Annotated in this window: 18 protein-coding genes and 1 pseudogene; 8 read left to right on the top strand and 11 right to left on the bottom strand. The window is 69.4% G+C overall.

The genetic code is table 11. The features are described from left to right. The 5 genes and pseudogenes from HUW62_RS34180 to HUW62_RS34160 all read left to right on the top strand — a co-directional run. On the top strand, positions 1-526 hold a 526-nt coding region (locus HUW62_RS34180), incomplete at its 5' end, for a PQQ-dependent sugar dehydrogenase (RefSeq protein ID WP_176436803.1). A 76-nt stretch (positions 527-602) separates the two neighbouring features. Then, positions 603-2,198, top strand: a complete 1,596-nt coding sequence (locus HUW62_RS34175) for a cation:proton antiporter (RefSeq protein ID WP_368670540.1) — start codon at positions 603-605, stop codon at positions 2,196-2,198. Then, entirely contained in the window at positions 2,195-3,325 is a 1,131-nt protein-coding gene (locus HUW62_RS34170; RefSeq protein ID WP_163864144.1) for an NAD-binding protein, read from the top strand. Before HUW62_RS34175 ends, HUW62_RS34170 begins: the two co-directional genes overlap by 4 nt. A 184-nt stretch (positions 3,326-3,509) precedes the next feature. After that, a pseudogene (locus tag HUW62_RS34165) lies at positions 3,510-3,794 on the top strand (AHH domain-containing protein); the annotation flags it as partial. Between the two features lie 15 nt (positions 3,795-3,809). Continuing rightward, a complete protein-coding gene (locus tag HUW62_RS34160; RefSeq protein WP_163864146.1) occupies positions 3,810-4,376 on the top strand; it encodes a DUF1629 domain-containing protein in 567 nt (188 codons plus the stop codon). 3 nt (positions 4,377-4,379) lie between these two features. On the opposite strand, the gene HUW62_RS34155 is transcribed toward HUW62_RS34160, so the two are convergent. The 4 genes from HUW62_RS34155 to HUW62_RS34140 all read right to left on the bottom strand — a co-directional run bounded on the left by HUW62_RS34155 (position 4,380) and on the right by HUW62_RS34140 (position 10,222). After that, positions 4,380-5,552 carry a tetratricopeptide repeat protein gene (locus tag HUW62_RS34155; RefSeq protein WP_176436802.1) on the bottom strand — a complete coding sequence of 391 codons (1,173 nt, stop codon included), beginning with the start codon at positions 5,550-5,552 and terminating at the stop codon, positions 4,380-4,382. An 87-nt stretch (positions 5,553-5,639) separates the two neighbouring features. Then, the gene (locus tag HUW62_RS34150) at positions 5,640-7,358 is read right to left on the bottom strand and encodes an aldehyde dehydrogenase family protein (RefSeq protein WP_176436801.1); all 1,719 of its coding nucleotides are present in this window, start codon (positions 7,356-7,358) and stop codon (positions 5,640-5,642) included. Positions 7,359-7,438: 80 nt separating this feature from the next. Next, positions 7,439-9,835, bottom strand: coding sequence for a M56 family metallopeptidase (locus tag HUW62_RS34145; RefSeq protein ID WP_255203806.1), 2,397 nt, complete (start codon positions 9,833-9,835; stop codon positions 7,439-7,441). 3 nt (positions 9,836-9,838) lie between these two features. Then, on the bottom strand, positions 9,839-10,222 hold the full coding sequence (locus HUW62_RS34140) for a BlaI/MecI/CopY family transcriptional regulator (RefSeq protein WP_163864150.1): 384 nt from the start codon (positions 10,220-10,222) through the stop codon (positions 9,839-9,841). A 136-nt stretch (positions 10,223-10,358) separates the two neighbouring features. On the opposite strand from HUW62_RS34140, the gene HUW62_RS34135 reads away from it, so the two are divergent. Further along, positions 10,359-12,704 (top strand): PAS domain-containing protein, encoded by a 2,346-nt coding sequence (locus HUW62_RS34135; protein WP_255203805.1) that lies wholly within the window; start codon positions 10,359-10,361, stop codon positions 12,702-12,704. Between the two features lie 4 nt (positions 12,705-12,708). Here HUW62_RS34135 and HUW62_RS34130 read toward each other — a convergent pair whose 3' ends face one another. The 3 genes from HUW62_RS34130 to HUW62_RS34120 all read right to left on the bottom strand — a co-directional run bounded on the left by HUW62_RS34130 (position 12,709) and on the right by HUW62_RS34120 (position 16,171). After that, positions 12,709-14,100 carry a hypothetical protein gene (locus tag HUW62_RS34130; protein WP_163864151.1) on the bottom strand — a complete coding sequence of 464 codons (1,392 nt, stop codon included), beginning with the start codon at positions 14,098-14,100 and terminating at the stop codon, positions 12,709-12,711. 152 nt (positions 14,101-14,252) lie between these two features. Next, a complete protein-coding gene (locus HUW62_RS34125) occupies positions 14,253-15,860 on the bottom strand; it encodes a phospholipase D-like domain-containing protein (protein WP_176436800.1) in 1,608 nt (535 codons plus the stop codon). 68 nt (positions 15,861-15,928) lie between these two features. Continuing rightward, the gene (locus HUW62_RS34120; RefSeq protein WP_163864153.1) at positions 15,929-16,171 is read right to left on the bottom strand and encodes a chaperonin; all 243 of its coding nucleotides are present in this window, start codon (positions 16,169-16,171) and stop codon (positions 15,929-15,931) included. Positions 16,172-16,578: 407 nt separating this feature from the next. Between HUW62_RS34120 and HUW62_RS34115 the strand changes: the two genes are divergently transcribed. Further along, on the top strand, positions 16,579-17,154 hold the full coding sequence (locus HUW62_RS34115; protein ID WP_163864154.1) for a hypothetical protein: 576 nt from the start codon (positions 16,579-16,581) through the stop codon (positions 17,152-17,154). 109 nt (positions 17,155-17,263) lie between these two features. Continuing rightward, positions 17,264-18,052, top strand: a complete 789-nt coding sequence (locus HUW62_RS34110) for a hypothetical protein (protein WP_163864155.1) — start codon at positions 17,264-17,266, stop codon at positions 18,050-18,052. A 33-nt stretch (positions 18,053-18,085) separates the two neighbouring features. Here HUW62_RS34110 and HUW62_RS34105 read toward each other — a convergent pair whose 3' ends face one another. The 4 genes from HUW62_RS34105 to HUW62_RS34090 form a co-directional block, all read right to left on the bottom strand. Beyond that, a complete protein-coding gene (locus HUW62_RS34105; RefSeq protein ID WP_163864156.1) occupies positions 18,086-18,544 on the bottom strand; it encodes a hypothetical protein in 459 nt (152 codons plus the stop codon). Next, positions 18,541-19,188: an anti-sigma factor gene (locus HUW62_RS34100; RefSeq protein ID WP_163864157.1), complete on the bottom strand. Its 648-nt coding sequence runs from the start codon at positions 19,186-19,188 to the stop codon at positions 18,541-18,543. Before HUW62_RS34100 ends, HUW62_RS34105 begins: the two co-directional genes overlap by 4 nt. A 73-nt stretch (positions 19,189-19,261) precedes the next feature. Beyond that, a complete protein-coding gene (locus HUW62_RS34095; RefSeq protein ID WP_163864158.1) occupies positions 19,262-19,876 on the bottom strand; it encodes an RNA polymerase sigma factor in 615 nt (204 codons plus the stop codon). A gap of 76 nt (positions 19,877-19,952) precedes the next feature. Further along, positions 19,953-21,197 (bottom strand): hypothetical protein (locus tag HUW62_RS34090; protein ID WP_368670539.1); only part of this gene is annotated, 1,245 nt, incomplete at its 5' end.

The following is a 21,197-nucleotide window of genomic DNA, read 5'->3' as shown; positions in this document are numbered from 1 at the left end:
GGACAACCCCTTCCCCCACTCCCCCGCGTTCCTCACCGGCATCCGAAACCTCCAGGGTTGGGACTGGAAGGATGCCACCACGCTGTACGTCACGGACCACGGCCCGAGCGGCGAGACGATGCGCCGAGGACATGACGAGGTGAGCATCGCGCGCCCCGGGAGCAACCTGGGCTGGCCCGGCATCTACTCGTGCGAGATTCACGAGGGCTGGGTGACGCCCTCGCTCACGTTCGCGGACGCGATGCCTCCGGGGGGCGCCGCCCTCTACACCGGCACCGCCATCCCCGAGTGGAAGGGCTCGCTGCTGGTGGGGACGTTGGGCTCACGCCACCTGCACCGCGTGGAGTTCGCCTCGGACAACCCGGCCCGCGTCGCCCGCCACGAGGTGTACCTGCGCGACACGTACGGCCGGCTGCGCGAGGTGAGCATGGGTCCGGACGGCCACCTGTACGTCACCACCAGCAACTGCGACGGGCGCGGGGACTGCGGGCCGAAGAAGGACCTCATCCTCCGCGTGAGACGCTAGCCGAGCCCACGGGCGACATGACGGTTCGCGCGAGGGGGTCGTGACCTCGCTCTTCCGTTCTGGAAGACTGCGCGCCGTGCACTTGGAGATGCCTCTCGTCATTGGACTGATGGTGGCGGCCATCGTCCTGGCCATCGCAGCCAAGCGGGCGAACCTGCCCTACAACGTGGCGCTCGTGGTGGGAGGCCTGCTCATCTCGGTGGGCAACCTGCTCCCCGGCGTGCCACCCCTCAACCCGGAGGTGGTGTTCCTCGTCTGCCTGCCGGCGCTGCTGTTCGAGGGAGGCATCACCGCGGACCTCAATGGCATCCGCGCCAATGCCCTGCCCATCCTCATCCTGTCCACGCTCGGGATGGTGCTGGCCATTGGCGCCACGGGCACCGCGCTGCACTACCTGGTGGACCTGGCCATCTGGCCCGCGCTGCTGTTGGGCGCGCTCCTGGCCGTGACGGACACCGTCTCCATCCTCTACGCGTTCCGTCGCGCCCCGGTGCCGCCGCGCTTGTCCGGCATCATCCAGGGCGAGAGCCTCTTCAACGACGGCACGGCGCTGGTGGCCTACGCGGCCATCGCCAGCGTGGTGGCGGGAGCGGCGGCGCCGTCCCTGCCGATGCTGGCCGCGCGGGTGTTGCTCGCGTCGGCGGGTGGCGCGGTGGTGGGGCTCGCGGTGGGCATGCTGGGCGCCTTCGTCATCCGCCGCACCGAGGACCCGCTGGCCGAAATCATGGTGACGACGGCCGTGGCCCTGGCCTCGTTCGTGGTCGCCGAGCAGATTCACCTGTCGGGTGCCATCTCCGCCGTCGTCGCGGGACTGGCCGTCGGTGTCGGGCTGCGCAAGGACGTGTCCCCGCAGAGTCGGGTGGCCATCCACTCCTTCTGGGAGTACGCCACGTTCGGGGTGAACACCTTCCTCTTCCTGGCGGTGGGGCTCACCACCAGGCCGGAGACGCTCAGCGGCTACCTGCCGGAGACGGCCATCGCCGTGGCCTGCGTGCTGGGCGGGCGCGCGGTGGCCATCTACGGGCCCTTCTTGCTGCTGCGGCTCATCCGGCCGGCGGAGGCCGTTCCACCGCGCTGGCAGCACGTGTTCATCGTGGGCAACATCAAGGGCGCGCTCTCCATCGGACTCGCGCTGGGTCTTCCGGAGACGACGCCGGGTCGCGAGAAGCTGGTGGCCATCGCCTTCGGCGTGACGCTGGTGTCGCTGGTGGGTCAGGGGTTGGTGCTCACCCACGCGCTGAAGTGGCTGGGCCTGTTCCAGCAGGACGAGGTGGCGCTGGCCATGTCCGAGCAGCGCGGCCGGCTCATCGCCAGTCGCGCGGCGCACCAGGAGCTGGCGTCGCTGCACGAGCAGGGGATGGTGCCTCGGGCCGCGTATGACCACCTGCGCAGCGAGTATCAGGTGAGCATCGCGCGGGCGGAGCGCGAGCTGCGGCGGCTCAATGACCATCATCTCGCGCAGGGGGCACGGGACCTTATCGCCCTGCGACGGCGGCTCATCGACGCGGAGCGCACGGCGTTGCAGGTGGCGCGCAGGAGCGGGCTCATCCCCGAGACGACGGCGGAGCACATGCTGGCGCAGTTGGATGAACGGACGCTGATGTTGGAGAAGGTGTTGCACGGAGCGCACGGCGACGAGCCGGTGGCGGAGCCCGGGAGGAAGGCGTCGTGAAAATCGTCATCGCGGGAGGGGGACGGGTGGGAAGTGTGCTCGCGTCCCGGCTGGTGGCCGAGCAACACAGCGTGACGGTCATCGAGCGGGACTCAAGCATCTGCACGCGCCTCTTCGAGGAGGTGGGCGTGGTGGCGGTGTGCGGGGACGCGACGAGTCCTCAAGTGCTGGAAGCCGCGGGCGTGGCCTCGGCGGACGTGGCGGCGGGCGTGCTGGCGAGGGACCCGGAGAACCTGGCGTTCGCCATGCTGGTGCGCAGCATGTCTCCCGCGCGCATCATGGTGCGCATGCTCGACACGAGCTACCGCGAGGCCTACCGGTTGGCGGGCGTGAAGGAGCTGGTGGCGGAGGCGGAGGTGGTGGTGGCGAAGATGACCACGGCCATCGACTTCCCGCAGGTGGCGGGCTCGCTGCCACTGGGCGATGGCGACACGGTGCTGTTCGAGCTGGCGTTGCCGTTGCGTGCGCGCGTCGCGGGGCAGACGGTGGCGCAGGTGCGGGCGATGGAGGGCTTCCCGCGCGAGTGCATCTTCATCGGCATGGTGGACCCGCAGGGCCGGGCGGCGCTGCCGGATGGGAGCACGGTGCTGAAGGCGGGGCACACCATCATCCTCGTCGCGCGGCGGGCACAGCTGGCGGACGCGGTGACGTTCCTCACGGCGGAGCCGGTGGGTACGACGGGCGCGGCGGCGCTGGCGGCGACGTTGCGCAAGGTGGACTTCCTGGCGCCGTTGAATCCGGGGGAGCTGGAGGCGGTGGCGCGCGGCGCGGAGCACCTCCAGCGTCCGGCGGGCACGGAGCTGTTCCGGCAGGGCGACGCGGGAGAGAGCTTCTACGTGGTGCTCGCGGGCGAGGTGCAGCTCAAGGACACGGGGGGACAGGCCGTGGCCACGGTGAAGCCAGGAGGCTTCTTCGGGGAGTTGGCGCTGCTGACGGGCGAGCCGCGCACGGCCACGGCGGTGACTGCCACGGCCTGCGAGCTGGCGGCGGTGGGCCGCGAGGACTTCCGCAGCGTCGTCATGGCCAACCCGGGCGTGGCGCTGGAGATGAGCCGCATCCTCGGAGAGCGCCTGTCTCGCGCACAGGGCGGCAAGCCGCCCAAACGCTGGGGACTGTTCGGCCGGTAACCGCCGAGGCATCGGGCAGGAAATCCACAGGGAACCGGAGAGCATGATGCGCGCGCAATGGGCCCTCTGGCTGGGGCTCCTCCTCGTCGGTGCTGGCTGTTCGACGAGCCGGGTCGTCCGCCTGGATACAGGCTCTGGGACCTCTCTTGTCCACAAGCCTTTCACGGAAGACGACTCCGGCCCCTCCACCGTACGCGGCGGCCCCTGGACGCCACGCTTCAGGAAAATCTTCAGGAAGGCGGGGATGGAGCTGAAGGACTCCGAGAACATCGTCCCCCTCGAGGGACACAAAGGGCCTCATCCCCAGGCGTATCACGAGCGCGTCTTCGACCAATTGAACGGTGCCACCGCGAACTGTCGCAAGGTGGAGGAATGCCGTGAGGCCCTGACACGCGCACTCCAGAAGCTGGCCAAGGAAGTCTCCACCCGAGGCACGGACCTCAACAAGCTCGTGACGCAAGGAAGGTAGCGGTTGGAAACACCCATGCCGAGTCGCTTCTTCAGGATGGCCGAGGATGTCCAGGCCGGGAACTGGTACCTGGGAGATGCCGAGGACTCTCGCGGACAAGAGGTGGAAGACCCTTGGATGTTCAGGGGCGGGCGGACTGTCCGCGTTGAAGGTCCGCTGAGCATCCCCATCGACGAGCAGGGCAAAGCGCTGGATTTCTCCCTGGCGGGCGTGGGCCTCGCGCCCATCGTCCACGTCAAGGTGGCAACCCTCGTCTCCGAGCTGGCTCCCGACGATGTGCAGACCGTGCCCGTCAGCATCAAGGGCCATCCGGACCAATACCTCATCCTGGTCGCCACCCGGCTCATCCACTGCATCGACGAACAGGCGTCCAAGGTCCAGTTCTGGGAACCAGGGGACGGGATGCCTCAGAAGGTCGGCCAATACTTCGCGGTGAACGACCTTCGCATCGACGTCACGAAGGTCGGCGATGCCAAGGTCTTCCGCACGGCGGGCTGGGACCTGGCCCTCATCGTCTCCGAGGAAATCAAGCAGGCCCTGGAGCGCATCAAGACCACCGGCGTGAAGTTCACACCGGTGTAGCTCTCAACCCTCGGTCAGCGTCTTCAACAGCCGCTCGGCCTGCTCGCGGACGACGCCTTCTCCCAGCGCCTGCGCGCGCTGTGCGTGGTGGATGCACGCGGCGCGGTCCGTCAGGAACAGGGCCACGGACATGTTCAGGTGCGTCGTCGCATCCTCCGGATGCGCGGCCAGCGCCAGCTCCAGGATGGGCTTCGCGCGAGCATGCTCGTCGTCCTGCATCAGGAGCAGCGCCAGGTCATTCACCGGCCCCAGCTCGGTGGGCACCAGCGCCACCGTCTCCTCCAGCCGCCGACGTGACTCCGCGCGCTCACCCAGCGCGCCATGCATCTGCGCCAGCGCATGCAACGTCTGCCAGCTCCGGGGCGCCAATCGCAGCGCCTCCTCGAACAGCGCCTTCGCCTCCGCGAAGCTGCCCGCGCTCATCACCGCCAGGCCGTGCATGTACACGTAGTTCACGTGGTTCGGCTCCACCTGCCGCAACTCCAGCGCGGAGCGCTTCGCACCCTCGGGACTTCCCGCCGACAGGTACAGCTTGAACAGGTCCTCCAGCACCGCGCGCCGCAAGCCACCCTGCGCCTTGTCCAAGGCCTGCGTACCCGCCTGGATGCCCAGCCCCAGCGAGCCCTGCGCCGCGTGCGCGCGCATCAACATCAGCAGCGGCATCGCCTCCTGCGACGCGCCCTCGGCCGCCTTCTGGAAGTGCGTCACCGCCGCGCTCGGCGTGCCCTGCTGGAGGTGGATGCGCCCCAGCTCGAAGTGCGTGTGCGCGCTGTCGGGCGACACCTGGAGCGCGGACTCATACGCGGCCCTCGCGCCATTCAAGTCACCCCGGTCCAGCAGCAGGCCGCCCAGGTTGAAGCGCTCGAAGTAGCCCGACGTGGGCGCCGCGGCCAACGCCTTGAGCGCCTCCAACGCATCCGCGTTGCCCGCCTGCGCCCTCAACATGGCGAGGTGCGCCTGCCCCTCCGCATGGTCCGGCTTCGCATTCAAGAGCCGCAACGCCGCGGCCTCCGCGTCGCCCGCGGCGCCCGTGCTCAGGTACGTCCGGACCAGCCCCAGCAGACAGTCCACGTCGGCCGGGTCGATGGCGAGCCCCTTCTGGAAACTCTTCACCGCCTCCTGCGGCTGGCCCACCTGGAGAAACCGTCCGCCTTCCCGAGCATGCGTCGATGACATGCCCCGGGTTTATCACGGGCTCACGGGCCTCGGCAGCCCGGGGACAGGCCCCCCCGAGCCCCTGCTGGGAGAGCGAATCCGCGACACTCAGCGACGCAGCGACGCCGCCGCGATACCCGGCATCTTGAGCCAGGACGGAGACCGCTCGAACTGGACCAGTCGCCGCCCCAGGTCACCCACGCTGCGGTGCCCCGGGACCCAGGGCGGGACGGGCAGGCTCGTCAGCGGCGCCCGCAGGACGGACTTCTCCACCTGCTCCAGCATCAGGCTGTTGTGCACCCAGCCCAGGCCGCTCTGGATGTCCCGGGCCGTCGAGGACGGATGCCCACCCCAGGGCAACGAGACGAGCGCATAGCCCGCCGCGGGCCACGTGTTCACCGCCACGGTGCCGTAACGCAGCTCGCGGATGGCCCTCTCCAGCGCGGCGGCCACGGCCGTGTCCTTCAGCGAGCGCGGGTGGATGACGAGGGTGACGTTCAACGTGCCCCACACCTTGTCGTTGAGGAACGACACCGCGCTCGAAAGGAAGGCCACCGGGTCGTCTCCACCGGGCAGCCCCGTCTCCGAGAGCACCGTGCACCAGGGCTCGTGACGGAAGACCCGGTCCTCGGCGTGGCTCGGGTCCACGTCTGGAATCAGCGCGAAGGGCAGCTCGCCCACGCCCGCGTGGCCCACCTGCCGCAAGCGCGGACGGCCCTCGGTGAACTGGCGCCAGCGCTGGTCCGCGCCCGGGTAGTACGCGCGTCGCACCGTCGCCTTGCCCAGGCTGGCCTCCACCACATCCACCAGGTGCGCGCGCGGCCTCCAGTCCTTCGGCTGCACCAGCAGCTTGGCCGCGTTGCAGTTGAAGGACGCGTTGTTGGACACCATGCCGGCGATGCTGTCCGCCTGGAAGCGCAGCTCCCCTTCCGTGTACGGCCCTGGCACCACCACCACCGGCGAGATGTTCCCCAGCTCGCTGGTGAACGGCTTGCGCAGCAAGGGCTCATTGCGCGCGCGGCGCGCGTCCGACTCCGGGCCGGGCGGCCCCCACACCAGGGCGTCATGGGTTTTATCGCTGCCGGTGATGTGGACCTCATCCACCGCCGGGTGCCCCACCAGCGCCGCGCCTTCGTCCGCGCCGCCGTACACCACGGCGAAGACGTCCCGCCGCGCCAGCGCCGCGAAGGCCCGCTCCAGCATGGGCCCCAGGTAGGCGTTCACCGGGTTCATCTTGAGGACGCACGCGGCGCCTTCGACGAAGAGCTTGTAGAGACAGTCCGCGGGAGGAATCGAGTTGACGTTGCCCGCACCGAGCACCGCGCACAGCCGTCCGTCATGCGGCTTGCGGTAGAAGGACGCCTGGTGCTCGCGGAGATTGTCCGCGGTGACTCCGGGGAGGAAGTGGACCTCCCCTTCGGTGCGGGGCAACAGCATCCCCTCGAGCGCGTTCATCGGGTAGATGCGCGCCGCGAGCCTTCCGTCCTCCAGCGTGCGCAGCCGGGACGCGGGGATGCGCGGGACACCGTGACGTTGGATGTCTCGCAGCGAGGTGGCCAGCAGGCGCAGGTTGCGAACCACCACCATGGGGCCCGCCAGCCACTCTTCTCCGGCCAGCGGACCGTCGGGGTCGATTCCCTTCGCCTCACAGGCCGCGCGCACGCTCGGCTCGGCGATGGCCATGTAGCCGCGACTGAGCTCCTCCAGCAGCGAGAGCCGCTCGGGAATCCCGAGCTTCACCCACGCTCGCGAGCCCTGCTTCACCCGCTGGATGACGGTCTCCAGCGTACCGACGGGAGTGCTGCGAGGGGCGGCGGCGAGGCTCATGGGGACCTCCGGCAGAGGACGGGCTCCTCAAGCTAGAGGAGCGCCAGCCCGCGCGACACGAGTCCCCACGCGGACCGTCATCAGGTGGGCAACGGCTGGCCCAGACCCTTGCGCAGTGCCTCGTCGATGACGGATTGGATCTTCCGCTCCGAGTCGCGAATGTCGGACTCGTGGAGCTTGTGGACCTTCTCCATCTCGCGCCCCATCTCCTCCTGTCGCTTGCCGAGCTTCTCCTGCTCGCGGCTCAGCTCCTCCTGCTGCTTCGACAGCTCCTCCTGCTTCGCGTCGAGGGCGTCGATCTCCTTGTCGAGCGCGGCCTCCTGCTTGTCCAGCTCCGCCTGACGACGCTCGCGCTCGGCCTCGGGGAGCGAGTCCAGGCGATTGGACTCCAGATGCAACCCGGCGCGCTTGTGGGCCAGCTCGGCGTGCTGCAACCCCAGCTCGCTCTGCTGCACGCCCAGCTTGCCCTGCTTCAGTCCCAGCTTGCCCTGCTCCTGCCCCAGCACCCCCATGCGCGAGCCCATGGCGCCCTGCTCCAGGCTCTTCACCCGGATGGGCTCCATGGCGTCCTTCATCGCCTTCAGTGTGGCCGCGTCACGGATGATGAACGCCTCACCCTTGCGACGGACGTAGAGCAGCTCGCCGCCGTTCTTGTCCTTGAACATCTTCGCGAGCTTCAGGTCCACCGTGCTGCCGTTCATCGTGGCCTTGTCGCCTGACAGCAGCACGTAGCCGGAGTCGTCGTCGTCATCGAGAGGCGCCGGGGGCGTGGGCGGCGTCGGAGGAACAGCGAGCACACCGCTCACCGCCAGGCGTGGCGCGACTGGGGCCATGGCCAGCATGGGCCTCGGCGCGACAGGAGCCATCACGACGGGAGGCAGCGGCGGCTTCGGCGCGACAGGGCGCTCACCCACGGGAGCCATCGGCGCCACCGGTGCGACGGGACTCGGTCGAGTCACGGGCATCGGCGTCGCGGGCGTCGCCGCGTCCATCGTCCCGGTGCGCACCGTGCCCCGCTTCCTGGAGGTCACCGTCGTTGACGGGGCATTGTCGGGCGATGTCGGGCTGACAGGACGTGGCTCCGCGATGGGCGCCGACGCGGGAGTCGTGCTCGACGCGCGCTCCTGCTTCGGCTCCGCCTCCTGCTCGGGCGCCGCCTCCTGTCGCGCGACGACCTGGAAGGGAACCAGGGCCACGAGCCCCAGCGCGGAGACCGTCACCTTCAACCAACGACGAGAACGGGAGGAACCGATGTCGACGTGCTCCAGCATGCTCAACCTCCTGTGCAACGCGTGAACGTGAGCGGACGCACCGAGCGCGGCGGCGGTCCCATGAGAACGGGTGACTCCGAAGGCGAGCAGCAGCTCGCCGTAATCCGCGGGCTCCGCGCCCGTCAGCCGCAGCGCCTCCGCGTCACACGCCTCCTCGCGGGCCAGCGCGTATTCCCGCGCCGCACGACGAGCGAGCGGATGGAAGAAGAGCAGCGCCTCCGCCAGCGCCGGCACCCAGCCGAGCCACAAGTCACCGCGCTTCAGGTGCGCCACCTCGTGCGCCAGCGCCATGCGCAGCCCCTCCACGGGAAGCCGCTGCACCGCCTTCGCCGGCAGCACCACCACCGGAGACCACAGCCCCGTCGCCAACGGACTCGCGACGACGTCCGACACGAGCAACGAAGGAGCCCGCCGCAGTCCCGCGCTCTCCGACAACTCGAGGACCTCGGCCTCCAGCACCGGGTGCACCAGCGGGCGCGCACTCCGCCGCAACCGCCGCATCAAGGCCCAGCTCCGCGCCTGCGACCGCACCTGCCACGCCACGCCCATCACCCACGCCGCCAGGAGCGACAACACCAGGACCTGCTTCCAGCCCACCGCCAGCTCACGCATCCCGGACAGGAGCGAGCCGTTCACGGCTCCGACACCCTGCCCCGAGGCCTCGGCACCCGACACCCGGGTGACCTGTCCCGGAGGCTCGGCGCTCGACCTCCGTGTGGCCTGCCCCGAGGGCTCTTCACGCGCCACCCACGCGCCCTGCCCCACCGGCGCGAAGTGGACCTCACCGCCCACCATCCCGAGATTCCCCACGTGCGTGTCACGCTCGCCCACCGACACATGCGCCGCACCGGTGGACCGCGCCACGACGGCACTCCGCTCCGTCGAGCCGAGCGACGTCCCCATCGCGCCACCCTCGACGCGCTCGGAGCCCACGGGCGCCTTCGCCTCCGTCTGCCCCGAGAGGAACGCGAGCGACGCGGGCAACACCGGCAGCGCCAGCGGACGTGGCCCGCCCAGCGACACCACGAACTTGAGCGCCACCAACCACCACAGGCCCGCGCGCAGCGAGGCCGGCATCCGCGTCCACACGCGCGTCAGCCCCCACACCAGCGCCGCGCACACCGCGCCCTGCCACGACGCGCGCCACAAACCTTCCGGCCACGAAGCCAACCCCGAGGCCACTTCCATCAGCCATCCGGTCCGCATGGGCTACTCCTTCCGCTTCTTCGAGCGAAGCCGCGCCACCACATCCTGGAGCTGCGCGAGGTCCTTGTCGGAGACATCGTCCGCGTCGGACAGATACGCGGCGAACGGAGACAGCGAGCCGGAAAGCGTGCGCTGGACGAAGTCGCCCACCACGTCCCGCAACAGCTCTCCCTCCCGCACCGGCGAGGCGTACTGGTACACGCCGTCCACCTTGCGCCGCGTGAGGTAGCCCTTCAGCCGCAGCCGCTCCATCACCGTCAGGATGGTGGAACGCGCCAGCCCCTGGGGCTCACCGAAGCGCTCCACCACCTCGCCCACCGTCGCGGGCCCGTGCTCGGCCACGTACCGCAGCACCGACAGCTCCTGCTCACCCACCGGCTTCTTCATGACCATCCCCTGACGACAACTGTAGTCACGGAACAAGTACGCCTGACTACAGCCGTAGTCAAGCAGGCACCAAGGGGCGAAGCGACCCTTTCCCGCCACTGGGACGAGTCCCATGTTTGGGAATGAGCGGGCGGCCATGCCGCAGGGGGTGGCGCGAGTGACGAAGGGCGACATGCGGGAGGGGCAGGCAAGGCCGGACGCCGCCGCTCCGGCGAGTCCCGTGCCCGCGCTCGAGCGACTTCTCCAGGTGGGCAGGAGCCTCCACGCCGCGCTCATCGTGGACGCGGCGAATCACATCGTCTGGATGGACTCGGTGCTGACCCTGTCCGCCGGCTGGGAGCAGGGGGACGTCGAAGGGCGAGCGGCGGACGAGGTGCTCGCCCGGATGCCCTGGCTCACCCGCGCGCTGGAAGCGGCGCTGTCGGGTGGACAGGGGCTGGGCGAGGGAAGCGGCGAGAGCCAGCGGCTGCGCGCCCTGGTGCTGGCCGTGCATGGAGACGACGACGAGTTGCTGGGAGCGTGCGCGAGGCTCCAGACGCTGGGGCTCGAGGAGGTGGCGCGAGACGCGCTGACCGCGGAGTTGTCACGCGTCCGCAAGCGCTACGAGGACTTCATCGACAGCATCGACGGCATCGTCTGGGAGGCCGACGCCGAGTTCCGCTTCACCTTCGTCAGCCGACAGGCCGAGCGGCTCCTGGGCATCCCCGCGGAGCAGTGGCTGCGCCAGCCGGACTTCTGGGCGCGGCACGTCCATCCGGATGACTGGTCGGAGGTCCTCTCCTCGTGCCTGAGCGCCTGGCGGCAGGGGCGTCCTCACGAGTTCGAGTACCGCATGCTGGCCGTCGACGGGCGCATCGCCTGGATGCGGGCCCACGTCACGGCCGTCTCGGAGGAGGGCCAGCCAATGCGGCTGCGCGGGCTGATGGTGGACGTCACGGAGCAGCGCCTGGCCCGCGAGCGGCTGGAGCACACCCACTCCGTGCTGCGCGCGACGTTCGACTCCATCGCGGACGGCGTCATCGTGGTGGACGCGGACCAGCGGATGATTGCCTACAACAAGCGCTTCCAGCTCATGTGGGGACTCAGCGACGAGGTGATGGAGTCACGTGTCGCGCAACGGGCGCTCGAACTCGCGGCGCCGCTGGCGAAGGACCCGGAGCGCTTCGTCACGCGCATCCAGAACCAGCTCATCCTCTCGGAGGACGTCACCGTGGACACCATCGAACTGCGCGACGGCCGCCTGCTCGAGAGCACGTCGCTGCCCCAGCGGATGGGCGACGCGGTCATCGGCCGGGTGTGGAGCTACCGCGACGTGACGGAGGAGCGCCGCGCGAAGGTGGAGCGGGAGCGGCTGCTCGTCGCGGAGCAGAACGCGCGGGAGCGTGCCGAGGAGTCCTTCGCGCTGCTCGACACCTTCCTCAACCACGCCCCCGTGGGGCTCGCCTTCATCAACCGGGAGCTGCGCTACCTGCGCATCAACGACGCCCTGGCGTCCCTGCACGGGCGCAAGCGCGACCAGGAGCTGGGCAGGACGGTGCGGGAGATGAACCCCAATATGGCCTCCACCTTCGAGCCGCTGATGCTCCAGGTCATGAAGACCGGCATCCCCCTGAGCGACATGGAGATGTCCGGACACGTGCCCGCCACGCCCGACGAGCTGCGGCACTGGCGCGTCAGCTACTACCCGGTACGGACCCCGAGCGGTGGCATCGTCGGCCTGGGCGCCGTCGTCGTGGAGGTGACGGCGGAGCACCGCGCGCGCCAGGAGCGGGAGCGGCTGCTGAAGGAAGCGCAGGAGGCCATCCGCGTCCGGGACGACTTCCTGTCCATCGCCGCCCACGAGCTGAAGACGCCGCTGACGCCGCTCAAGCTGCACCTCCAGATGATGAAGCAGCAGTCCGCCGCGGGCCACACTCCCAAGCCGCACCACGTGGACAAGGCGCTCGCCCAGGTGACGCGGCTGTCCGTGCTCATCCACGACCTGCTGGATGCCACGCGCATCGAGGCCGGCAGGCTGGAGCTGCGCCGCGAGCCCGTGGAGCTGCAGGCGCTCGCCAACGAGGTGCTCGCGGAGACCCGCCCGCTCGGCCATCAACACACGCTGGAGTACGAAGCGCCGCCGGAGCCGCTCATGGTGAAGGGAGACCGGGGCCGGCTGGCGCAGGTGCTGACGAACCTGCTGGAGAACGCGTTCAAGTACAGCCCCAACGGGGGCGTCGTCCGGCTGACGCTGGAGCGCGACGGAGCCCAGGCGCGGATATCCGTGAAGGACGCGGGCATCGGCATCCCCGAGGACCAGCGCGAGCACCTCTTCCAGCGCTTCTTCCGCGCGCGCAACGCGCCCATCTCCGGCTTCGGCGGGCTGGGCCTGGGGCTCTACATCTGCCGCGACATCATCGAGCGTCACGGGGGCCACATCTCGGTGGACACGGAGGTGGGCCAGGGCTCCACCTTCCGCGTCACCCTGCCGCTGGAGACCTGAACGCTCAGCGCTGGAAGTCCACGCCCACGCCCATGCCCGCCGTCACGCCGCGCACCAACTGCCCATCCGCCTGCGGGAAGTGCACCGTGCCGCCGGAGCCCCAGGCGTACAGGTGGTTCATCAACCGCTGGCGGACCTCCACGCCCAGCGAGTAGCGCGGCCTGTCCCCCAGCGCCGTCAGCACCGCGCGCGCCAGGGCCCGGGTGCGGCCTCCGGGCAGCTCGAAGCCCGCTGACACATCCAGGTCCGTGCGGCCGAAGCCGTGGTACTGCGCGGCCAGGCTGCCCAACAGCAGCGTCGTGTCGGCGCTGCCCTTGGCGATGGACGCCTCCAGGTAGCCGGCGAAGCCGTCCGGAAGCTCCTCGTCGGCGATGGGCTGCTCCGCCAGGCCCGTGCCGGAGAAGCGCCCCAGTTCGTAGTCCGGGCCGAACATGCCGAAGCGGAAGCGCCCGCCCTGCTTGCGCCCTTGCAGCGTGAAGCTGAGCTGCGTGCCGCTCTCCAACTGGCCCTCCATCGCCACGCCCAACAGGCCACCGACGGCCGGCGAGTGCGACTCCGCGAAGCGCGCGCCACCGGCGAGCAGCGCCCACGCCCGCAGGCGCTCACCCTTGTAGAGCGCGACATCGCCGCCCACCGAGGTCAACGTCATGTTCGGCGTCTCGCCGCCCGCCTTCGCCGCGTCGTGCGCGGCGGACAGGCGCAAGAGGTAGCGGTCGAACTTGCCCGCGTCATCACTGGCCGCGCGGCCCAAATCCAACATCAGCTCACCGGCGAAGATGCGCGCGCCCAGCACGTCGCTGGCCAGAATCTCCGCGCGCACCGGGCCCTTCACCATCGTCAGCGCGCCACCCGCCGGGTGGTAGTCCGGCGACGACACGTTGCTGTAGCGGCCCATCAGGTAGCCCCGGCCGAGCGACTCGTCGACGAAGGGCTCCACGCGCAGGTAGAGCGTCGACTGCCCCTCCTGGCCGATGCGCAGCATGCGCACCACCTGGCCGATATCGCTCAGCTCGTCCCAGTCCTCGCGGCGCAGGCGCGCGCCGTAGTCGCCGTCCGCCTGCTTGGGCTCCTCGTCCACCATGCGCATCCGGAGGTTGGCGCCCAGGCGCAGCACGAAGGAGTCTCCCTTCGTCAGCCCCAGCGACGGGTACACCCGGATGAACAAATCCTGCCCGCCGTCCGGCGTTCCGGAGGGGAGACTCAGGCCACCGGCCTCGAGCTGGCCGCTGAAACCGAAGCCCTCGCCGCCCACGCGACTGCCTGGAGGCGCGGGTTCATCCAGGCGCGCCGCGGACACGGGCGTGTCCTGTCCGGAGGGCTCTGGCCCCTCCTCGGAGATGCTGGAGCTCTGGTTGGAGACGAGTGCGAAGAGGACGAGAAGGGGGGCGCCAGTCATCGTCCCCCGAGTCTACCCGGCCCCGTGCTCCCGCGAAGCAACTGGGCCTCACGGTGTGGGTGACACTGCCGAGCCTCGGCACACCCGCCTCACGGGTGCCCCCCCGCCACGCTCCTCCGCTCTCCGGGCAACCCCGCTCGCGAGGGCGGCCTTCAGCCGCAGCGACCGCCCTCGTCATCCGGGCCCGCGGGCAGAATCGCGCGGTGGGGCCGCTCCTCCGCCGCGCCCACCAGCCAGCGAGACAGGAGCCGGATGCCCGAGGCGAACAGCCCGTCCTCCGCGCCGCGCAGCGCCTCGAAGAGGGACTCGTCCAGCACGGAGTCCTCCGGGTCGATGACGAGCTCCTCCGGCTCCAGCGACTTGAGCAGCGGGCTCTGGTCGAACACCGTCTCCAAGGGGTGCGGACGCAGCCGGTGCAGGCCCGCGCTCGCGACCGCGTCCAGCCAGTCCACCCACGCCGGCTCCGCGCGAGCCAGCGGCAGCAGCTCCTCCACGCCCGACAGCCCCGCGTGCTCCGCCACCAGCGACAGGCGGACGCGGCGGATGGCGAGCGACACCGCGTCGCCCTCCTCCTCCGACTCCCAGCTCAGGTTCAGCTCCGAGTCCAGGCCGAGGCTGCGGTTGGTGGTGTTGGCCGAGCCCAGCGTGAGGAAGCGGTCGTCCACCACCATCACCTTCGAGTGGATGTACGTGTAGACGTCCGCGCCCGTCTCCGGGGCTCTCCCCGCCGAGCAGTACACCCGGAAGGTGTTGCCCGTCTCCTTCGCCACCTTCTCCAACGTGCGCAGCAGCCGCACCTGGGCGATGCCCATGGCCAGTTGCTCTCTCAGGGCCTCCGGCTGCCGTGGCAGCACCAGCACCACCTGAATCGGTGGACGTCCGGACGCGCGGAAGCGCTTCACCAGCGCCTGGAAGATGGCCCGCGACGAAAAGTATTGGTTCTCGATGTAGATGAACCGGTCAGCCGCCTCGATGGCGTCCAGGAACAGCGCGCGCACCTCCTGCACCGCTTCCTGCGGCGGCACGAGCGTCTTGCCGAACGTGCGGCTGATGGCCACCGGCCCTGGCGGCGCCGGCACGCTGGACGAGAACGTCACGTCGTCGCGCGCCACCCTCGGCAGGTGCAGCTCACCCCCGCCCGAGTGCGCCCAGCGCGCCTCGAACAGCTCCGTCAGTCTCTCCACCACCGGGCCCGTCAGCACGGCCTGCACGTCGTGGTAGGGACCGTGAGGGTCTCTGCCGCTGTCACACCTGAGCGTCGAGCCCAGCCGGTGCTCGCGGTCATCCCACCGACAATCACAGACATCCATGCCGCCCGTGAAGGCCTGCACGCCGTCCACCACGACGAGCTTCTGGTGATGCGCCCCATACAGGGGACTGGAGGCGTCGAAGCGGAACTTCACGCGCTCGTTCGTCGTCCAGTTGAACAGCAGGTGCTGCATCCACTCGCGCTCCATGGCGAGCAACATGCTGAAGTCCCACGCCAGGATGTAGACGTGCAGCTCCGGGTTGGCCCGGCACAGCGCATCCAGCATGGGCAGCAGCCGTACTTCGCCGCCGCGCGCTTCTTCCAGGTCCTCGCCCCGCAGCAAGGACACGTCGCTGTCGAACTGCCAACCTGTCATCGCGATGTAGCGACGGGCCTTCTTCGCCGCCCGGTACAGCTCCCGATAGTAGTCGCGCCCGTCCACCAGCACGCCACCGTCGCTCGAGTCCTCCACCGTCCAGCAGTTGCGTCCGGGAATGATGATGCGTTTCACGCAGTCCGCTCCCCTCGCCGCCCCCACCCTGAGCGCCACTCGCCGTGGCGCCGTCCGCGCGCTCTTCTTCAGCCCACGAAGACGATGTGCTTGCCGGTGGCGAGCGTCATGTCCGTGGAGGACATCACCTGCTTCACCTTCTTCACCTCGCCGCCCACGGTGTCGAACGCCGCCGCGATGAGGTCGCCCAGCGTCACCTGCACCTGGCGCGCGTGCTTCCCAGCGCCCGACACCGCCCGAGCCGTCGTCGCCTTCACCTGCCGCGCCTTACGACGGATGACCTGCCCACCACTCCGCTGAGTCTTCGCCATGGTTCTTCTCCAAGGATGAGGGATGCACCGCGCCACCACACCGACCCGCCACCGCCGCACGCCTGCCCCCAGCCCAAAAGCAACCCACGTGCCGAAGCTCAACCCCGCGACTTCACTGGAATCAGCCGCCCGCACCGGCTCCGCGCTTTGTGCAGGACTGCCATTTTTTCAGTCCGGACTGCGATCTCCGCACGACCTGTCACGCCCACCCGCATCCGCACACCCGCGCCCCAATCCTCCCACGCGAGTGTTTGAAACCTCACACGAGACATCAAGACATGGGTCAGCCCTACCCCCAATGTAAAACGTATTCACGCCAGCGGAAAAGTTTAAACATATCAGTCAATTTGAAAAGACTTGAGAAAACGGCTTCAATGCATGGCACCGCATCGCGAGGTCATCCACGTATGGAATTGAAGACCCCTCCCTCAGTCCATCCCGCCCCGCCCACCTTCGCCGCCTTCCAGGGCGTCGAAATCGTCGGACAGTCCATCCTCGCCATCGTCAACGGAATGGAGCTGGCCCAGGCCCGGGCGCTGCGAATCCTCGCTGAGAACGGCATCACGCCCCTGGAGGCGAAGACGTGGTACCCGATGCCATCGCTGTTGAAATCCTTCAGCCTGGTGTTCGAGAAGATTGGCCCCAGCACGGTGCGAACGATTGGCCGGAAGATTCCAGACAGCGCGCACTTCCCCCCGGACATCGACACCCTTGAAAAAGGGCTGCGCGCGGTGGACCTGGCGTACAAGATGAATCACCGGGGCAAGGGCAATATCGGGGGTTACCACTACGAGCCGGTGGACAAGCGCAACGCGAGGATGCGCTGCGACAATCCCTATCCGTGCGACCTGGACTACGGGCTCCTGGAGGCAATCACGGACAGGTTCCGTCCCAAGGATTCGCTTTGGGTGCGTATTGAACATGACCCCAAGAGTTGCCGCCGTCGGGGAGATGGGGCCTGTACGTACAACATCAGTTGGTAGCGCACATCGCAGGCCTCCAGGCCCGCGTGGCTCCCCCACTCGGACCTGGGCGTCGTCTAAAGACACTCCGCCTGGGCCGCGCGGAGACATGCATCCGGGAGGGACATCCATGAAGGCCGTGCTCCAACACATCGCGGTGTGCGAGGAGCGGTTCGCCGCACACCCCTTCTTCGCGGACCTGAAGCAGGACCGACCGATAGAACAGGTGATGGCGTTCGCGCCTCGCCTCACCTTCTGGGTGATGACGTTCCAGGACGTGCTGCGCCTCAACGCGCACTTCATCCAGGACGCTCACCTGAAGGAGCTCGCCACGCATCACCATGCGGAAGAAGGCGGGCATGACCAGTGGTTCGAGGACGACATCGCCCAGCTCACCGGGGGCTCGCTGAGCATCGGCACGCTCTACGGCAAGGCCCACGCGAAGACGCGCGACGCGGCGTACTCCATCATCAGCGAGGTGTACCGCTCGGTGGATGACCGGCTGCGCATCGTCCTGTTGTGGGCGCTGGAGTCCACCAGTCACGTGTTCTTCAGCCGCACCGCCGTCATCAGCGCGGCGCAGGGCGCGGACGACAAGCTGAAGTACTTCTCCGACCACCACATGCAGGCCGAACAGCAGCACGCCATGTTCGAGCAGCAGCTGGCCGAGGAGCTGGAGGCCATGGTGCTGGCGCCGGCGGTGCGCGATGACGCACTGGCCATGGTGGACCGCATCTACGCGGCCTTCGACACCATGTTCGACGGGCTGCGCATCCACCTGGAGCACGAGCGCGCCGACCAGACGGAGCCGCGACGCGCCACGCTCGCCCCCGCCGCGAAGGTGGAGGTCGAGGAGCCCTTCGAGGTGGACGAGGCCGACTTCAGCGATGTGGCGCTGGAAGTGGACCGGGCCGCCTGAGCCGTCAGGCCCGGCAAGCCCGCCCCAGGCGGGCTACTTCGAGGGCGGGGAGAGCACCAGGATGAGCTCTCCGCCCACGTACTTGCCCGCCTTCTGGTAGACGGCGCCCTGACGGCCCAGCTCCACGTCCAACGTGGGCTGGCGCGGAATGGCCACGCGCACCGTGGCGGTGCCGTCCTTCATGCCCAGCAGGAGCAGCGACGCGTTGCTGCCGTTGGGCAGCTTCACCTCGGTCGCCGTCTTCGCGCCCACCTCCAGCTTGTCGTTGGACAGGCGCTTGAAGGACGTGAAGTTGAAGTTCTGCTTCTCGAACTGCTCCTTCATCTTCGCCAGCTCCGGGGGCTCCACCTCCGAGCCCTTCTTGGAGGCGAGCACCACCTCCACCTGGACGCTGACCTTCTGCTCCTCCTGGGCCCGGCCCACCACCGGCATCAGCAAGCCCAGACCCAGCACGGCCAGCAGCAGCCGGCCGGACGACACGTTTCTTCTCACAGGGGACCTCCCGAGGGGCGCTCCACGTCGGTCTTCGGCTTGCCCAGGGGCTTGGGCCCCTTGCCCTTGCCGCGGAGCCCGCCGCCAATGTCCTCTTCCAGCTCCTCGTCCTCTTCCGACGGGGAGCCGTCCTGCGTCTCTTCATCCACCAGCCAGATGATGGTGCCACCGTTATCGGTTTCCATCACCACCGGCGCCACGCGGGCGTCCTGGTAGGGCTGGATGGACTTCACCGTCATCCGCTCCGCGCCGTAACCCACCGGGGCCCTGTCGCTGAGGAGCAGCGGCAGCCCCACCAGCACGAGCACCGCCGCCGTCGCCAGCGAGGAGACCATCGCCGTGCGCTGGTAGAGGAACATTTCAGACAGCGCCAGCTTCAGCCGCTCCAGGAGGGGCGGCTTCTCCGGCGTCACTCGCGCCATGACCTTCTGGGCGAAGTCCTTGAAGTCGACGTCATCCACCGCCATGTCCAGGCCGACCCGGAGCAGGCCCGATTCGGCCCGCAGGTCCGCCGCGCGCCCCGTGCAATCGCGGCACGCGCCGAGATGACGCTCCACGTTCACCCGCTCCGCGGGGGTCAGCTCCCCGTCGACATACGGGGAGAGCATGGGGACGAAACGCTCACATGCGGGATTTCCGGCCATAACCTTCACCCTGCTCGGTGGTGGAAGCTGCGAACGCTGTGACGCGGGGGTCCCTCAGATATTCGAGGGCCCTTCATTCGCTGCCCACTCCGCTCTTCGCTTCGTCCAACTCCAGGTATTCACTCAGGATTTTCTGGACCTTCGCCCGGGCATGGAAGAGGCGGCTCATCACCGTGCCCTTGGGGATATCGAGCGTCCGGGCCAGGTCCTCGTAGGACATGCCCTCAATCTCCCGGAGGAGGAGGATGGCGCGGTGCTTCTCGGGCACCGTGGCGAGCGCTTCCTGGATCTTCTCCGCCAGCTCGCGTCGCAGCGCGCTCTTCTGGGGGTTGGTGCCCAGGCGACTGCCCAGCGCGCCGATGCGCGCCTCGGACAGGTCCATGGCCTGGTTCTCGTCGAACTCCACCACCTCGCCTCCGCCTCCGCGCTTGCGCAGCACGTCGATGCAGATGTTCACGGTGATGCGGTAGAGCCAGGTGTAGAAGGACGAGTCGCCCTTGAAGTGGTCCAGGTACTTGTAGACCTTGACGAACGCCTCCTGGGAGACGTCCATCGATTCCTCCTTGTCCTTGAGCATGCCGAGCGCGACCGCGTACACCTTGCGCTGGTAACGCTCGACGAGGAGTTTGAAGGCGCGCTGGTCGCCGCTCCGGACGCGCTTGACGAGTGTAAGGTCGTCGGTTGCCAATGGGTGCGGCAACGTACCACAAGCCGGCCAACGCCGAGGACTTTCCGCCGCGAGGTCGTCTCCCCGGCCCTTCTGCCTAGAGGCTCACGAGCGCCAGCACGACGAGGGCGATGCCCACCAGGGCCAACATGGCCCCGAAGGCCACCCTGTCCCACTGCCCCTGCGCCACCGCCCCGTCCTCGGGCTCCGAGCGGAACCGGTGCAGCACGTTCCAGAGCATCATCGGCCCCAGCCGCTTGCCCGAGGCACGGCGCCGGCCGTCGGAATCCTGGGGCGGGTCTTCGGACTCCTCGGACTCGGACGCCCGGAACTCCAGCGGCGCGGGGCCGCCCCGGAGCGTGTCTGGTCCCCGGGCCTGCATGGCGAGCCCTCCCTCGGCCAGCCCCTCCTTGCGGACGGCGGCCTCTGAGTGGCGGACCTCCGGGGGCGGCTCCAGCCGGACGGTGGCCACCCGCTCGCGGGCCTCCTCGGGCGTCCCGGCATTCAGCACCCACAGGCCCTGCGTCACGCCGTCCTGGCCGGTGCGCGCGTCGCGCAGCTCCGCGAAGCCCTGGGCCTTGAGCGAGTCACGGAAGGCCTCCTGCCCCTCCTTCTGGGACGGCTGGGCGACGGCGGTCTCAGCGTAGGCGGCGAAGAAGGCCCACAGCCGGGTGGCGCGCTCGCTGCTCGACAGTTGCGAGGGCTTGAGGTGCTGGGCCAGCAGCGCCGCGTCCGAGCCGAAGCGCAGGCCCAGCTCCTCCTGGCCCGCCACCTTCTCGAGCCCGGGAGGAATCAGCTCCGCCACCCTGCGCACCGGCGCCCGCTCCTGGCCGCCCAGGGTGGGATGGCCACCGGGGATGGTGCCCTCGGTCCGGAAGGCGTCGCCCTTCCCACGGCCCGCCAGCCCGCCGCCCTCGGGGACCTGCGGCATGGCGCGCGGCACTCCCGAGGGGGATTTGAGGAGGAGCCGGGCCAGTTGGCCGAAGCCGGAAGTGATGCGCGAGGAAGAGGACATGGGCGCGGCCTCGTCATCCAGCGTGGAAAGGGGCGTCTCCAGCACGTCCCCGGTGGGCTCCGGCTCCGCCGAAGGACTGCGGGAGCCTAACGCGGGAGCGTCCTGGGGGCTGTTCCGGGGGATGAACGAAGTGTCCGGCAGTGAGTGCGCGCCCCGGGGCAGGGCTCCGGCCTCACGCGGCGTGTCGGAGACGGGGGTGCGCCAGATGCGGGTGGGCTCCGGGCCGTCCGGCTCCATCCCGTCACCGATGAGGGGCAGTCCCGCGGGCGGCGTCCGGGGGCTGGGGCCCGCACTGGACGATGCGCGAGGGCCAGGCTCGCCCCGAGG

Origin of the sequence: Myxococcus sp. AM011 (assembly GCF_013372595.1) — a bacterium.
In the GTDB taxonomy this organism is placed as follows: domain Bacteria; phylum Myxococcota; class Myxococcia; order Myxococcales; family Myxococcaceae; genus Myxococcus; species Myxococcus eversor.
This window is presented reverse-complemented; position numbering and strand designations above follow the sequence as displayed.